General features: G+C 33.2%; 15 protein-coding genes and 1 other RNA gene. 7 read left to right on the forward strand and 9 right to left on the reverse strand.

All coding sequences use genetic code 11. The features are described from left to right. Together ygiD and ACNQGG_RS06725 are read right to left on the reverse strand one after the other, a co-directional pair. Entirely contained in the window at positions 1 to 831 is an 831-nt protein-coding gene (gene ygiD, locus ACNQGG_RS06720) for a 4,5-DOPA-extradiol-dioxygenase (RefSeq protein ID WP_417962382.1), read from the reverse strand. A gap of 101 nt (positions 832 to 932) precedes the next feature. Beyond that, positions 933 to 2354 carry an ATP-dependent DNA helicase gene (locus ACNQGG_RS06725; RefSeq protein WP_417962384.1) on the reverse strand — a complete coding sequence of 474 codons (1422 nt, stop codon included), beginning with the start codon at positions 2352 to 2354 and terminating at the stop codon, positions 933 to 935. Positions 2355 to 2507: 153 nt separating this feature from the next. Between ACNQGG_RS06725 and ACNQGG_RS06730 the strand changes: the two genes are divergently transcribed. Together ACNQGG_RS06730 and ACNQGG_RS06735 are read left to right on the forward strand one after the other, a co-directional pair. Continuing rightward, the gene (locus ACNQGG_RS06730; RefSeq protein WP_417962386.1) at positions 2508 to 3329 is read left to right on the forward strand and encodes a DUF3822 family protein; all 822 of its coding nucleotides are present in this window, start codon (positions 2508 to 2510) and stop codon (positions 3327 to 3329) included. After that, positions 3326 to 3922 (forward strand): RsmD family RNA methyltransferase, encoded by a 597-nt coding sequence (locus ACNQGG_RS06735; protein WP_417962389.1) that lies wholly within the window; start codon positions 3326 to 3328, stop codon positions 3920 to 3922. Before ACNQGG_RS06730 ends, ACNQGG_RS06735 begins: the two co-directional genes overlap by 4 nt. Before the next feature lie 11 nt (positions 3923 to 3933). On the opposite strand, the gene ACNQGG_RS06740 is transcribed toward ACNQGG_RS06735, so the two are convergent. After that, positions 3934 to 4854, reverse strand: coding sequence for a ketopantoate reductase family protein (locus ACNQGG_RS06740; RefSeq protein WP_417962391.1), 921 nt, complete (start codon positions 4852 to 4854; stop codon positions 3934 to 3936). Positions 4855 to 4981: 127 nt separating this feature from the next. Beyond that, positions 4982 to 5299: RNase P RNA component class A (gene rnpB, locus ACNQGG_RS06745), an RNA gene on the reverse strand. A 119-nt stretch (positions 5300 to 5418) separates the two neighbouring features. Between rnpB and ACNQGG_RS06750 the strand changes: the two genes are divergently transcribed. The 3 genes from ACNQGG_RS06750 (at position 5419) to dnaX (ending at position 8255) form a co-directional block, all read left to right on the forward strand. Beyond that, positions 5419 to 5718, forward strand: a complete 300-nt coding sequence (locus tag ACNQGG_RS06750; protein ID WP_417962393.1) for a hypothetical protein — start codon at positions 5419 to 5421, stop codon at positions 5716 to 5718. A 102-nt stretch (positions 5719 to 5820) separates the two neighbouring features. After that, entirely contained in the window at positions 5821 to 6933 is a 1113-nt protein-coding gene (locus tag ACNQGG_RS06755) for a class I SAM-dependent methyltransferase (protein WP_417962395.1), read from the forward strand. Positions 6934 to 7169: 236 nt separating this feature from the next. Next, positions 7170 to 8255: a DNA polymerase III subunit gamma/tau gene (gene dnaX, locus ACNQGG_RS06760; RefSeq protein ID WP_417962397.1), complete on the forward strand. Its 1086-nt coding sequence runs from the start codon at positions 7170 to 7172 to the stop codon at positions 8253 to 8255. Between the two features lie 97 nt (positions 8256 to 8352). On the opposite strand, the gene ACNQGG_RS06765 is transcribed toward dnaX, so the two are convergent. Continuing rightward, entirely contained in the window at positions 8353 to 8484 is a 132-nt protein-coding gene (locus ACNQGG_RS06765; protein WP_417962400.1) for a hypothetical protein, read from the reverse strand. On the opposite strand from ACNQGG_RS06765, the gene ACNQGG_RS06770 reads away from it, so the two are divergent. Continuing rightward, positions 8465 to 8908 carry a DNA polymerase III subunit gamma/tau gene (locus ACNQGG_RS06770; RefSeq protein WP_417962402.1) on the forward strand — a complete coding sequence of 148 codons (444 nt, stop codon included), beginning with the start codon at positions 8465 to 8467 and terminating at the stop codon, positions 8906 to 8908. The two genes, ACNQGG_RS06765 and ACNQGG_RS06770, sit on opposite strands and share 20 nt — an antisense overlap. 21 nt (positions 8909 to 8929) lie before the next feature. Here ACNQGG_RS06770 and ACNQGG_RS06775 read toward each other — a convergent pair whose 3' ends face one another. The 4 genes from ACNQGG_RS06775 to ACNQGG_RS06790 all read right to left on the reverse strand — a co-directional run bounded on the left by ACNQGG_RS06775 (position 8930) and on the right by ACNQGG_RS06790 (position 13039). Further along, positions 8930 to 9511 (reverse strand): TMEM175 family protein, encoded by a 582-nt coding sequence (locus tag ACNQGG_RS06775; protein WP_417962404.1) that lies wholly within the window; start codon positions 9509 to 9511, stop codon positions 8930 to 8932. Positions 9512 to 9519: 8 nt separating this feature from the next. Next, complete coding sequence (locus tag ACNQGG_RS06780; RefSeq protein ID WP_417962406.1) at positions 9520 to 10410, reverse strand: Ppx/GppA phosphatase family protein; 891 nt, start codon at positions 10408 to 10410, stop codon at positions 9520 to 9522. A gap of 68 nt (positions 10411 to 10478) precedes the next feature. Next, positions 10479 to 12548, reverse strand: coding sequence for a polyphosphate kinase 1 (ppk1, locus tag ACNQGG_RS06785; protein WP_416858726.1), 2070 nt, complete (start codon positions 12546 to 12548; stop codon positions 10479 to 10481). A 5-nt stretch (positions 12549 to 12553) separates the two neighbouring features. Continuing rightward, the gene (locus tag ACNQGG_RS06790; RefSeq protein WP_417962408.1) at positions 12554 to 13039 is read right to left on the reverse strand and encodes a SixA phosphatase family protein; all 486 of its coding nucleotides are present in this window, start codon (positions 13037 to 13039) and stop codon (positions 12554 to 12556) included. 582 nt (positions 13040 to 13621) lie between these two features. Between ACNQGG_RS06790 and ACNQGG_RS06795 the strand changes: the two genes are divergently transcribed. Then, a partial coding sequence (locus ACNQGG_RS06795) for a PKD domain-containing protein (protein WP_417962410.1) occupies positions 13622 to 15076 on the forward strand: 1455 nt, incomplete at its 3' end.

The raw sequence follows: 15076 nt of genomic DNA on the forward strand, positions 1-15076 counted from the left end.
CTACATTATCTTCACAGAGGTCATACTTAAAGAACCCGCCAATAATTTATCATTAAATAAACTCAGTTGTTCGGATTTTCCTTTTAATCCCAAGGTATATAGTAAAGGCAAATAATGTTCCGGTGTAGGAATCGCTAATTGAAACGCTTTGCTTTGTTTTTCAAAATCAATTAACGGTTGAAAATTCCCGTCGAGTAAATAATTGTTTACGGTTTCCCTGGCTTCAATTGCCCAATCGTAACCGTAATTGTCTTTATCGAAATTGTGAAAATCTACCAACCTTAAATTATGCACAATATTTCCGCTGCCTACAATCAGGATTCCTTTGGTACGCAACGCACTTAGTTTTTGAGCCAACTCAAAATGGTATTGCCCGGATTTTGTATAATCAATACTCAACTGAATTACGGGAACATTCGCTTCGGGATATAAATGTTTGATGACACTCCAAGCACCGTGATCCAAACCCCAATGCTCGTCCAGCTCTACTTCTACCGGTGTCAACAATTGTTTGGTTTCTATCGCTAATTCCGGACTTCCTTTTGCTGGATATTGCACGTCGAACAACGCTTGCGGAAAACCTCCAAAGTCATGAATCGTTCTTGGCATTTCCATTGCGGTAACCTTTGTCCCTTTGGTAAACCAATGCGCCGAAATACACAAAATGGCATTCGGTTGTGGTAACGTTTTAGCCAAGTTTCGAAAACCCGTCACAAACTGATTTTCTTCAATCGCGTTCATCGGACTTCCGTGCCCTAGAAACAGCACCGGCATTTTTTCGGTATTCGAAAAAGAACCTGAAATTTTATGCAAGTCGTTTAGTGTATTCATACAAATTATTTTTAAAGTCTAACACCGATTTCACAAATTAGCACAGATTTTAAATTTGATAAGACAGGAATCTGTGTCAATCTATGAAATCTGTGTTTATTTTACTCCACAAAATTCTCATCCTTAAATCCTATCAAATATAATTTATTTTTTGCTCGAGTCATTGCAGTGTACAACCACCGAATGTAATCTCTATTGATTCCATCCGGTAAATACGGTTGTTCTATAAAAACGGTATTCCATTGTCCACCTTGTGATTTATGACATGTAATTGCATACGAGAATTTCACTTGCAAGCCATTAAAATATTCGTTGGCTTTTACCTTTTGGAATTTTTGGAATTTGGTTTCACCTTCGTAATCTTTCAATACTTCCTGATACAATCGGTTGGATTCTTCAAACGTTAAAGACGGCGATTCACTTTTTATGGTGTCCATTAACAATACGGTTTCAAATGGAATCTGATTGGGGTAATCAATCATTCGAATTTTTACTTTGGCAAACTTAAAACCATACAATTCTTTGATATTGAAAATTTCTAATATTTCGATAATATCACCATTGGCAATAAAACCCGCTTCATCAGAATCTTTCAACCAAAAATAATTATTTTTCACCACCATCAAGAAATCTCCGGTTGATAGTTCGCTTTCTTTGTCGAGAATTTTGGTTCTGATTTGCTCATTATATTGATTCGCCCTTTTATTGGAACGAACAATAAAAGCGGTGTCTTCTATACTATAATTACTGTAGGCGGAATTGATGGCATCCTGAATATCATACCCATCAGTCAACCGAACAATATCTTTAAATTTCTTGACATCAAATTTGAATTCATCTATAAATGAATCTTTCAATAATTCCCGAAGTTCGGTTGCATTATGCAAAATCCCGGAATTTTCTTCCTGACGCATCACTTCATCCAATTCGATATGTTCTACTTCCTTATCATAATTCATTCCTAAAGTGCGAATGTCCAAAGCGGGGCTGATATCCAAATTCACAGGAGGCAACTGAGCGGTATCACCCAATAAAATCATCTTGCAATTCGTTCCCGAATATACATACGAAATCAAATCATCAAGCAACGAACCATTTTCATATAACTTAGAATCGGAATTGGTATCCGAAATCATCGAAGCTTCATCAACTATGAAAATCGTATTCTTGTGTTTGTTTTGTTGCAACGTAAATGAAACGCCCCCACCGGAAGATTTCTTGGGAAAGTAGATTTTTTTATGAATCGTAAAAGCAGGTTTGTTCGAATAATTGGCAATCACTTTTGCCGCGCGACCTGTTGGCGCCAGCAAGACATATTTTTTATTGATGTCCAATAAACTATTTACAATCGTAGAAATAACGGTTGTTTTTCCAGTTCCTGCATATCCTTTTAAAACGAAAATAGTCTTATTATCGGCTTCAGTTAAAAAAATAGCAATTTTTTGAAAAAAAATATCTTGTTTATAAGTGGGCTGAAAAGGAAATTTTCTCTGTAAAAGACTGTAAAACAAGGAGGAATTCATGTGAAGTTGATTACTATAAATGAACATCAAATATAAGTATGAAAATCGAGGCAATTGCATAAATGGGCATTAGAATCAAAAAAAATTGTAAGTTTGTGACCGCATTTAATTCTTGTACTATATATAAGGTAGAAATGGATTGAAAATCAAATTATGTCAATACAAAATACGAACATCACCGAAAAAAAATATAAAAAACTGTCCATTCAAGTTTCCTTGACTGGACTTTCTTTTTGTTGTTTTGACACGCTAAACAACACGGTAACTTCATTTAGCGAAGTGCATTTTGATACCTTTCATAAAGCTACAAAAATTGAAGAATTATTTGGTGATGCATTTCGGGATTATCCGGAATTAAAGGATTCGTATGACGAAATTCTGGTGATTCACAATAACAACCTTTCCACATTTGTTCCCACAGCTCTTTTTGACGAGAACTTTTTGGGCAGTTATTTACAATACAATACCAAAGTTTTTGAAACCGACTTTTTCGATTTCGATGAAATTCCAAACTATCAGATGAATTCAGTTTATATTCCGTATGTGAATATCAATAATTTTTTTATTGACCAATTTGGTTCTTTCGAGTACCAACATGCCAATAGTATTTTGGTTTCGAAACTTTTAGTTGCATCCAAAAATAAAGATGATAAAAAGATGTTCATTCACATCAATTCTGGTCACTTTGAAATCATTGTGGTTCAAAACCAAAAATTATTACTTTTCAATTCTTTTGATTACAACACGCCCGAAGATTTCTTGTATTACATTTTATTTTCAGCCGAACAATTGAATTTAAATCCCGAAAACTTCCCATTGGAACTAATCGGAAATATTGATACCGAAAGTGATTATTTCAAAATCGCTTACAAATACATTCGCAATGTTTCCCTTATAGATGTGGAAGATTTGCGATGGAACAATTATTTTTCTGAGGCCGAAAACAGAAATCATTTTATACTTTTCAACTCATGAGAATCATTTCAGGAAAATACAAAGGAAGACGCATTTTTCCACCAAAAGGGTTACCCGTTCGTCCCACTACCGATATGTCTAAAGAAGCATTATTCAATGTTTTGAACAACCATTTCAGTTTTGAAGGACTTAAAATATTAGATTTATTTGCAGGAACAGGAAATATCAGTTACGAATTTGCCTCAAGAGGAAGCACTCCAATCACATCTGTTGATGGTGATTTTGGTTGTGTAAAATTCATCAAGCAAGTCGCAGCCGAATATGATTTTAATATTGCAGCTACAAAAAGTGATGTTTTCACTTATTTGGAAAGATGTAAAACATCTTATGATATTATTTTTGCGGATCCACCTTATGCTTTGGACCAAAAAACTTTCGAAAAAATTATCTTATTAGTTTTCGAAAAAGAATTGCTTAATGAAGAAGGAATGATGGTAATCGAACATTCGAAATATACCAAACTGGACCACATGATTCATTTTTCGTTCCAGAAAAGTTACGGCGGTTCTATTTTTAGTTTCTTCGAAATAAACTCTGATAACGACACGGAAGGTGCTGAAAATGAATCTGAACAAAACGATGATGAAGAATAATCTAATTAGTATTATTTTAATAACTTTTCCAAAATCATTTGATAAGTAGGTGTTGCCACACCATATTTTATACCTTCGTTTACCACATATTCCGTCAAAGAAGCTACTTCCGTTTTCCGATTTGCTAACAAATCCCTGTGCATCGATGAAGTGGCATCTTGAGGAGATTTTTCCAATTTGACAATCGTTTGGGCAATAATGTCTTTTGGCAACGCTAATCCTTTTGCGAAAGCGACAGCAGTAATCTCATTTAGCAGTGAAATATAAATAGCTTTGTTAACTGGATTATTCAAAATAGCACCAATATTTTGATTCAAATAGGATGTAGCCGAAGCCAATGGGGAAATGAAAATGAACTTTTCCCAAACCGTTTCTTCGATACTTTCTGCAAGATAACTTTCTATTCCAGCACTTATTAATACGATTTGTAACGCATTCAATTTAGAAATGGCAGCCATTTTTGAACCAAAAAACAGTTTTTCAAAATGCCCAAATTTTCTAATAACTCCCGGAGATATAATCATCGAAACAATATAGGCACAGCCCTGCAAAACCATATTTTCTGGAAACAGTGTTTGTATCCGTTCCGCTGCATCAACACCATTATATAAAGGTAGAATTATTGTGTTTTGGACAATACAATTTTTCATAGATGCAAAACTGGATTCGATATCATAAGTTTTAGTCGCACAAATAAGGTAATCGAGTTGACCAATTTCTTCTGGATTAGTAGAAACTAAATTTGGAAAAACAATTACTTGATTAGTATCAGAAATAATTTTCAATCCATTTTGGGCTATTGTTTTTTGGGTTTCACCACGAGCAATAAATATGATTTCGATAGTATCTGATTCAAAATAAGCTTTGGCTAATAATCCTCCAAAATAACCACCTACTCCACCCAAACCTAAAATCCCAATTCTTGTTTTCATACCTGCTATTTAAAAAATTAAACCATTAAGAAATTTAGAAAATTAAGCCTTGCGACTTAATAATACTTAATTTCTTAATGGTTCTTTTTAGATTTCACAATCCTTACTTTTATTAAATGGTTTAATAAAAAAATGCAGACCTATAAGCCGGATTCTGTCCCCGATAAATCGGAGCCTTATCATTTATCTAGATCCCGTATTACTACGGGACTCAAGCTATCTACCCTTCAACAACGGACGAGAAGCCCTTAAATGCTGATATACTTGATATTTCACCGCATAGAGTTTACCTGGTTTCACTACAGCATTACCTGTACATACTTTCTGTTGCACTTGTCCTGAATTGATTACTCAACCCGACGGGCGTTACCCGTTATGCTTCCCTATGGTGTCCGGACTTTCCTCCCTTTTGATTGCTCAAAACGACGATAAGGCGGTCTGCGGTGCGAATTTACAACATTTAATTTCTGTTTTTTGATTTTAGATTATTTACTTTAACAACTCTTTGACAATGAATTCATAATAAAATAGTTACCTTTAAGCATTAACCATAAATCTAGTATTATGTCAAATATATATCATTATGCCAGTGTTTCTGAAGCTTTAGACGATTTGAGTGAAATGGGATTTACGTTTGATTTTAATCTTCATGAAGAAGACATTATCAAAAATCCACATCGCTATGAAATCGAGCACATCTATCGATATGAAGGAGATAGTAACCCTGATGATGAAGCTACGGTTTACGGTATAAAATCGAGTTCTGGTAAAAAAGGGGTGTTTGTAGCTGGTTTTGCAGCAAATTCCGAGAATGATGCTGCCAGAGTTTTGAATGATATCAGCATTAAGGGAAGAAACAAATAAAAATAAATTCGGTTTATTTTGACCTCTTTTTTTTTAGTTTTATAAAAGGCTACCAGTAAGTTATTTTACCTAAAAAACTTCATGATTTAATTTATAAATCCGATGTTGCTTTCCGAAATAATAATAGAACGAATCAAAAAAGAAGGCCCATTATCTTTTCGGGATTTTATGGAGACGGCACTATATTATCCGGAATTGGGATATTATAATTCTACTCAAAACAAGATTGGGGCGGATGGTGACTTTTACACCAGTGCCAATCTTACTACCGCTTTTGGAGCTATGATTGCGCGCCAAATAGAAGAAATGTGGCAAAACTTAGAAAAAAAGCCTTTTAAAATTGTTGAATATGGTGCAGGTACAGGTTTATTGTGTCATGATATTTTAGATTATCTCAAGACTAATCACCTTTTGTATGAGAACCTAACTTACTGCATTATCGAGAAAAGTGCCACCATGCAGGAAACTCAAAAGAAACACTTGCATGAAAAAGTGAGTTGGTACAGCTCAATTCAAGATATTCCTGAAATAAACGGCTGTATTTTATCCAATGAATTGATTGATAATTTCTCCGTTTATCAGGTAATTATGGAAAACGAACTTAAGGAAGTATTCGTAGATTATAAAGAAGATTTCATTGAAATTCTAAAACCCGCCAAAAAAGAACTTACCGATTATTTAACGGCATTAAATGTACAATTACCAGAAGGATTTCGTACCGAAATTAATTTGGAAGCCCAATCATGGATCAAAGAAATTTCTCAATCTTTACAAAAAGGGTATGTAATTACCATCGATTATGGTTCCTTATCGGCTGAGTTATACAACAATCGTAGAAGTTGCGGTACCCTCTTATGCTATTACAAACACCACAAAAACGACAATCCGTATCAATTTATCGGGCAACAAGACATAACAACACACATCAACTTTTCTGCAATAGCGCATTGGGGTTCGCAATTCGGCTTGGATTGTTGTGGGATTGTGGACCAAGCACAGTTTTTATTGGCGCTGGGCATCAAAGAATATCAAAATTTAACTTTGAATAATAACCCAACTGATTTGGCATCAGTCCTGCAGGAATCACTTATTAATTATAGATTACTGATCGATATGGGAATGAAATTCAAAGTATTGATCCAACAAAAAGGAGTACCTGAATATCCACTATCAGGTTTAAAACTTTCGAATTCTTCGAGAGCCCTTCTTAACTAATGATTCAATCAGATTTTGAAATATTGATATTTTCGAAATTACAATTTAATTAAGAGCTATTTCCAGCTATCCGTTACAATCTTATTCGCCGAACCCCGGCTCATAAGGATTTTCACTTCTATCTGGGCTAGGGAATTCTGGAACTAAAGACCATTTTAAAAATTATAAAATCTTTCAAGCTGCAAATTTTTCCATCATTAAATTAAAACCTATATTTGCTTTCGAATAAAAATTCTATGGAACAATTTGTTGTATCGGCACGTAAATATCGTCCTCAAACGTTTAAAGATGTTGTAGGACAAAAAGCCATTACCAATACTTTGTTGAATGCCATAGAAAGCAATCATCTCGCTTCTGCCCTTTTATTTACAGGACCTCGTGGAGTTGGTAAAACAACTTGCGCCCGTATTCTGGCTCGAAAAATTAACCAGCCAGGATACGATGATCCAAATGAGGATTTCGCTTTTAATGTTTTCGAATTAGATGCTGCTTCCAATAATTCTGTTGATGATATCAGGAATTTAATTGACCAAGTTCGAATTCCACCACAAACGGGACAATACAAAGTATATATTATTGATGAGGTTCACATGTTGTCTTCGGCAGCTTTCAATGCTTTCTTAAAAACACTGGAAGAACCGCCAAAACATGCCATTTTTATATTGGCTACGACCGAAAAACATAAAATTATTCCAACGATACTTTCTCGTTGTCAGATATTTGATTTCAAAAGAATTACCGTAAAAGATGCCAAAGAACATCTTGCTGAAGTGGCTACCAGTCAAGGAGTTAATTTCGAAGATGATGCTTTGCATATCATAGCCCAAAAAGCTGATGGAGCGATGCGTGATGCTTTATCTATTTTTGACCGAGTAGTTTCTTTTTGTGGAAAAGATTTAACACGTCAGGCAGTTACGGAGAATTTGAATGTTTTGGATTACGAAACATACATCAATGTAACCGATTTGATTCTGGAAAATAAAATTCCAGATTTATTAATCGCTTTCAATGAAATCCTTGCCAAAGGATTTGATGCACATCATTTTGTATCTGGATTAGCTTCCCATTTTAGAGATTTATTAGTTTCTAAAACACCTGCTACTTTATCTTTATTAGAAGTTGGGGAACAAGCACAACAAATGTATGGCGTGCAAGCGCAAAAATGCAGTCAAGATTTTCTTTTAAAAGGAATCGAAATTTCAAATGATTGTGATTTAAAATACAAACTGAGTCAAAATCAACGACTTCTTGTTGAACTTTGCCTGATGCAACTTGCCTCTATCACTTTTGATGGAGAAAAAAAAAAGTTGAGCAATTTATAATTCCTCCTACTTATTTTAGAAATAACGATTACTCAATTGTAGAAAGTTCAAAAGCTAAAGTCGAAAGTTTTGCAAACACTGCTATTGCAGCATCAGTTCAAGAAAAAGAACCGGAAGCTATAACTAATGCTCCTACAATTCCAGTTCCAACTCCTACGGTAAAAATTGACATTCCACAATCTAATGAACCAAAAGTTTCGGCTTTTTCATTGTCTAGTATTCGTGCCAAAAAAGCATTAGAAGAAAGTAACAAAGGAATAGTAAAAGAAGTTGCTCATTTGCCAACAGAATCTTTTACTGAAACCGAAATGTTATTGTATTGGAATAAATATGCACAACGTTTAGGAGATAAAGGGTATAAAATTATGGAATCGTTATTACTTATCAACGATCCTAAACTGAATGGAACAGCCATCACACTTGAATTACCAAATGAAGGTTCAAAATTAGATTTTGAAAAAGAATTGAATGGCCTTTTAGGGCATTTGAAAGGTCATTTACACAATCATGATATTACCATAACCGTTATTGTAAATGAAAGTGTTGAAAGTAAAAGAAACTTTAATGACCAAGACCGATACAACAGGTTTCTTGAAATAAATCCAAATATTGAACTCTTACGAACAACATTTGGATTAGATTTAGACGTATAATTTTATGCAATTAGAATTAGATTACTCTTTAGAATTGATAACTTTTTCAATTCTTTTATAAGGCACAAGCCAAATTATTGCCACTATAATATAAATTGAAGCAGCTAAAATTTCATAAAAAAAGGAAATTACTATTGCACTTAGGTATAAAAGGTTAGAAATACTTCCTTTAAGATTTTTTCCAAGCGCTTTTGCCAATATAGAATTTTCTCCTTCACTAGATATTATCACATTTTGAAGTATCCAGAAAGCTATTGCTGCAAAAAAAAGAATTACTCCATACAATGTAATAGTAGCTTTGGCAAAATTATGTTCCCCCATCCATCCTGTAGAAACTGGAATTAATGACAACCAAAATAACAAATGAAGATTTGCCCAAAGAATTTTACCATTTACTTTAGTAACACTTTGTAACATGTGATGATGATTATTCCAGTATATACCCACATAAACAAAACTCAATATGTAGCTTATGAATTTAGGGAAAAGCGATAGTAAATCGCTGAAATTCTCTCCTTCCGGAACTTTTATTTCCAGTATCATAATGGTAATTATGATAGCCAAAACACCATCGCTAAAAGCTTCAAGTCTGTTTTTATTCATTTTAAAACTTATATTTTTCCGTAATACATCGCTTTTACAATACCATCAGAAAGTCCAATTTTAGGCACATAAATATTTCTTGCTCCACTCCATTTCATTGCATTTAGATAAATTCTTGTCGCTGGGAGAATTACATCGGCACGATCTGGATTTAATCCTAATTCTGATATTCTTTGTTCGTAAGAAAGCGAATTCAAGAAAGCATATTGTGAATTCATGTAAATATAAGACAAAGGCTTTTCCTGAATTTTCCCAGACATCTTGAAGAGTTTATTGATATTTCCACCAGAACCTATCAAAGTAACTTCATCATATTCTTGAGTATTTGTCTTTATCCATTTTTCAATTTCATCCCAAACAACATCGCAAACCATCTCATTCAACAACCGAACTGTTCCTGCTTTAAATGATCTCGAATTTATCATTTTACCATTGGAAAACAAGGTGAATTCAGTACTTCCACCACCAACATCAACAAAAAGATACGTTTGATCTGTTTTTAATAAATGATGCAAATCAGTAGAAGCAATTATGGCAGCTTCCTTTTTTCCATCAATGATTTCTATTTTGATATCCGCTTTTTTCTTAATCATTGCTACAACTTCCTTACCGTTATAGGCTTCTCGCATCGCTGAAGTTGCAAATGCCATATAACGTTCTACTTTATGCACTTTCATTAATAGATTGAATGCTTTCATGGCGTCACACATCCTTTCCATATTCTCTTGAGAAATTTCACCAACAGTAAAAGCATCTTGTCCCAAACGAATCGGTACACGTACAAGAGAACTTTTATTGAATTGGGGTTCTTTCCCATCTTGCTCAACAATATTTACAACCAATAAACGCATCGCATTTGAACCGATGTCTATTGCAGCATATTTTTTTAATTTAATCATTCTTAATTTATGATTTGAATTTAGTTTCTTATTTTATTCGAGGACAATAGCAAATATGAAACCACTTTTTAAACAATTTCTTCTAAAACGTCAATTTTATTTCGATAATATTTATACGTTTCCAATTGCGCTCTAAAAACTGGATTATGATTTCGTACTCTGTATTTATTATCTAATTTATAAGAATGATATCTCGCTTTTACATTTCCTTTCCAACCTAAATCGAAATTGTCTATGAGCTCATTTTTTATTTCCTGATCATAAATAGGACAAGTAACTTCTACTCGACCATCCAAATTTCTAGTCATAAAATCAGCTGAAGAAATGTAAACTTCCGTTTGTCCGGCATTCCCAAAAATATAAATCCGGGAATGTTCCAGATAATTATCAACAATACTTATTGCTTCTATGTTTTCACTCATCCCAGGGATTCCAGGTATCAAAGAGCAAATCCCTCTAATTTCCAGTTGAATTTTTACTCCAGCATTACTGGCTTCATATAATTTATCAATCATTTTAAAATCGGATAAACTATTCATTTTTAATTTTATATGTGTTTTTCTACCTGCTGAAGCATGCAAAATTTCCCTATCAATCAGCTTGTAAAATCGAGTACGGGTATAGTGAGGAGAAACGATGAGATGTTTATATCGATGTACTCTATAATTAATATCGAAAAATTCGAAAATTTTTGTAATGTCTTTTAAAATTTGTTGGTGACTTGTAAAAAGAGTCACATCAGTATATACTTTTGCTGTTGATTCATTAAAATTTCCAGTAGAAATAAAACCATAACGTTTGATTTTATCATTTTCGGTTCTTTCGATTACGCATATTTTACTATGAACTTTCAGTCCTTTTATTCCAAAAATAAGTTCAATTCCTTCTGTTTTCATTTGCTCTGCATACGAAATATTAGAAGCTTCATCAAAACGAGCTTGTAATTCGATTTGAACAGTTACTTTTTTTCCATTTTTGGCCGCATTTATAAGAGAACTTATAATTTGAGAATTTTTTGCCAATCGGTATAACGTAATTTTAATTGAAGTTACTTTTGGATCAAGAGCCGCTTCCCTCAAAAATTTAGTGAGATAAGAAAAAGATTGATAAGGTGCATTTAACAGATAATCTTTAGTACTAATTTTTTCTAATATACTTCCTTCAAGACTTAATCCAGGAATCGGTAGCGGTTCATTAGTTTGGTACAGTAAATCAAATCTGCCAAGATTTGGAAAATTCATATAATCACGTCTGTTGTGATATCTACCTCCTGGAATAATACTGTCAGTAGTAACAATTTTCATCTTATCTAAGAAAAATTGGAGTGTGTCTTTTTCAATCAACTGGTCATAAATAAAACGAACAGGCTCCCCTATTCTTCTATCTTTTACACTTGTAGAAATTTTTTCTATCATACTTTTACTCAAATCACTATCAATGTCTAATTGTGCATCTCTAGTAATTTTAATCATATGCGCTGAAACACTTTGATAATCGAAAATATTAAAGATACTTTTCAAATTATGTCTTATCACATCATCGAGAAGAATTACATACTGTTTTTCAGTATTAGAAGGCAAAACAACAAATCGATTAATTGTTTTTGGAATTTCAATAACGGCATATCGAACTTCAGAGGTATGATTCATAACCAATTTCACGGCCAAATATCCTAAAGTATCTTTTAATAACGGGAATTCGGCTAAATCATTTAATATAATGGTTACTAATTCGGGACTTAATTTTTGAATAAAAAAGTCTTTTAAAAAATTCTCCTGCTCGCGGGAAATTTGACTTTCATTTATAATAAATATGTTTTCCGTTTCCAGCTTAGTTTCAATAATGTTTAAAATTCGTAGACTTTCAGATTGTTGCTGAATTACTATTTCGGTAATATCTTTCACTAATTGTTGTGCCGAAATACCACCAAGATATTTCTCTCCAGATATTCCTGAGAGGCTTAATCGTCTGATGGCTGCAAATCGAACCCTAAAAAATTCATCAAGATTGTTAGAGAAAATACCTAAAAAGCGTAATCTGTCTAATAACGGTACCGAATCATCTGCAGCTTCTTGAAGTACTCTTGCATTGAATGCTAACCAACTTTTTTCTCTATCAATATATTTATGTTCTAACACTTTTTTTATTTTAATTCTTTGGGAAATATTATTTTTTTTGTTTTGCCTTTTTTAATGGTATTCCAGTTGTCTGTGTCAAATTGTAAAGACACAAATCCAGCTGTAGGAACATTATTAATAAAAGCATCTCCAAATTTATTAACAAAATTTGTAATAGCCTCGTTATGTCCGAAAAGAATAACACTTTCTATACCATTATCACAAGATTTAATAACTTTCTCTAATTTATTTTCATCAAAAGTATAAAGCGCTTCTTTAAAATCAATAGATTCTATTGGATATGCTATATTTTGAGCAAAAATAAGTGCTGTTTCTAAAGCCCTTTCAGCTGTACTGCTCCACATCACATATGAATTAGGAATAAAATCACTTACATGAGAAGATACCAAATGGGCATCTTTCATTCCCTTATGAGTCAACGGTCGATCTTTATCATGTAAAGGAGCTTCCCAACTTGATTTTGCATGCCGTATTAATATTAAATTTTTCATACTTACATATTTTATTCATCAATGGCATTGCATCAATTTATTTAAGATTACAAATTACAAAATATTTTTCAAATCTAATTTTTATTCAAACACAAATAATAAAAACAACACTCTTTTGTGATTATTAATCTTATAAAAAACTTAAGTATTCGTGTTAAAAAACACCATTAGTCTTACAAAAAAATAATTAAAATTTTAGATAATCAACTGATTAAGTATTTTATACTAATTTTTATTTGTTAATATTAATTTAAAATATAGATTTGAAATGTTAAACTTTTCTTTAAAAGAAACAGGAATAAAAAAAAAGAAATTAAAATCACCTTATAAAAGGCTAATAAGTAGCCTTTTTTATTTTAATTTTAACAAGAAATGTCGTTTCAACGAGTATTTAGGTAATTGGTAGAAAAAAAAAAACTAATTAAATCATTCTAGTTAGTTTAGCATATAATATTATGATTTTACACCAAAACAGTATCAATTTAAACAAATATAAGATGATACTTAAAATTGATTTTATTTAATTAAATATCCCTTATTTTAAAATTAAATATTACAAACGATACATTAAAATTTGATTGTATGAAAGCAAAAATTACCCTTCTTTTACTGACTTTATTTATGTTTGTTGGTAATATATATTCACAATTTGATACTAATCATCCTGATTTAAGATCATGTAATTATTCATGTCCTTCCGGCAATATAACTGCTAAAAATGTTTATCTTAGTGCTACTGTTAATGATGGGACTCCCCTAGAGGATATTTACCCTACTTGTACAGCTGGTTTAGATACATACAGTGTAACTATCTGGTTGAATTATACCCAAAATCAAAATAATGACATTCCAAATACAAGAGTATTTGCAACATTATCCATTGGAGGTGGTACCCCTATACAGATTAATACATATGTTGGAACTTTAGCATCTACAAAAGGTACATCTGGTGGGAAAATTAAATTGACAACTGTTCCTATAAACTGGGTTTGTGGTCAAACGTTGTCGTTTACAAATATATTAGTAGTTTGGAAACCAGGTAATGGTGATTCACAGCTTAATGCAAACTCAACTTATGGTTGTCAAACGTATTCGAACTCACAATGTGAATTTGGCACAACTACCGTTTTTACCGCTCCTTTAGCCGTTCAATATGATTACTCAGTCGCTTGCACTACTAATACCGGTGTAGCTGTACAATTTTCCAATACTACAAATGGTGGAAAAGCCCCATTTTCCTATTTATGGAATTTTGGAGACGGAACAACCTCTACAGCAATAAGTCCACTTCATAATTACACTACCACTGGAGGAAATGTTACTGTCAGCCTAACTGTTACTGATTCAAGATCTCCAACACCCGCTTCTAATACGACATCTAAAATTATATTTATTCCTAATAAACTTGTTACTTCTATTTCTCAACAAACAAATATATCTTGTAACGGAGGGAACAACGGATCTGCAACTGCTACATCATCAGGCGGAACTGGACCGTATACCTATTCGTGGAATAGCACTCCCGTACAGACTACAGCAATAGCAACAGGTCTTGTAGCAGGAGCATACACTATAAAAGTTACAGATGTCAAAGGTTGTATTACAAATGCTGTGGCAACTATAACACAACCCGCTGCTTTATCAGCTTTGGCTACCACAACAACGGTGCTTTGTAGCGGGGGTAACGGATCAATTGACTTAACTGTCTCTGGAGGAACAAGTCCTTACAGTTACTTATGGAGCAATGGAGCGACTACTCAAGATATTTCTGGTGTTATTGCTGGAACTTATGCTGTAACCATTACAGACGCCAATGGGTGTTCGGTTCAAAAATCAGTGACCATCAATGCGGCGCCAACTGAAATCAGTTTCACGGCTACGGCAACCCAACCTAAATGTTTTGGCGAAAAAGGAGCTGTAGTTTTAAGCACACCTACCGGTGGAACTGGAAACATTACTTTTGGTTCAACCGCTACAACAAATCTAGCTGCGGGTAATTACACCTATACTGCAACGGATGCCAATGGGTGTTCGGTT

It is taken from the genome of Flavobacterium esculini (assembly GCF_048284325.1).
Classification (GTDB): Bacteria; Bacteroidota; Bacteroidia; order Flavobacteriales; family Flavobacteriaceae; genus Flavobacterium.

Bases quoted from the DNA above. Each gene is read 5' to 3' on its own strand.
- dnaX (WP_417962397.1), top strand. From the start codon at position 7,170: ATGGAACAATTTGTTGTATCGGCACGTAAATATCGTCCTCAAACGTTT.
- ACNQGG_RS06780 (WP_417962406.1), bottom strand. From the start codon at position 10,410: ATGATTAAATTAAAAAAATATGCTGCAATAGACATCGGTTCAAATGCG.
- ACNQGG_RS06750 (WP_417962393.1), top strand. From the start codon at position 5,419: ATGTCAAATATATATCATTATGCCAGTGTTTCTGAAGCTTTAGACGAT.
- ACNQGG_RS06735 (WP_417962389.1), top strand. From the start codon at position 3,326: ATGAGAATCATTTCAGGAAAATACAAAGGAAGACGCATTTTTCCACCA.
- ACNQGG_RS06730 (WP_417962386.1), top strand. From the start codon at position 2,508: ATGTCAATACAAAATACGAACATCACCGAAAAAAAATATAAAAAACTG.
- ACNQGG_RS06740 (WP_417962391.1), bottom strand. From the start codon at position 4,854: ATGAAAACAAGAATTGGGATTTTAGGTTTGGGTGGAGTAGGTGGTTAT.
- ACNQGG_RS06725 (WP_417962384.1), bottom strand. From the start codon at position 2,354: ATGAATTCCTCCTTGTTTTACAGTCTTTTACAGAGAAAATTTCCTTTT.
- ygiD (WP_417962382.1), bottom strand. From the start codon at position 831: ATGAATACACTAAACGACTTGCATAAAATTTCAGGTTCTTTTTCGAAT.
- ACNQGG_RS06775 (WP_417962404.1), bottom strand. From the start codon at position 9,511: ATGAATAAAAACAGACTTGAAGCTTTTAGCGATGGTGTTTTGGCTATC.
- ACNQGG_RS06755 (WP_417962395.1), top strand. From the start codon at position 5,821: ATGTTGCTTTCCGAAATAATAATAGAACGAATCAAAAAAGAAGGCCCA.
- ACNQGG_RS06790 (WP_417962408.1), bottom strand. From the start codon at position 13,039: ATGAAAAATTTAATATTAATACGGCATGCAAAATCAAGTTGGGAAGCT.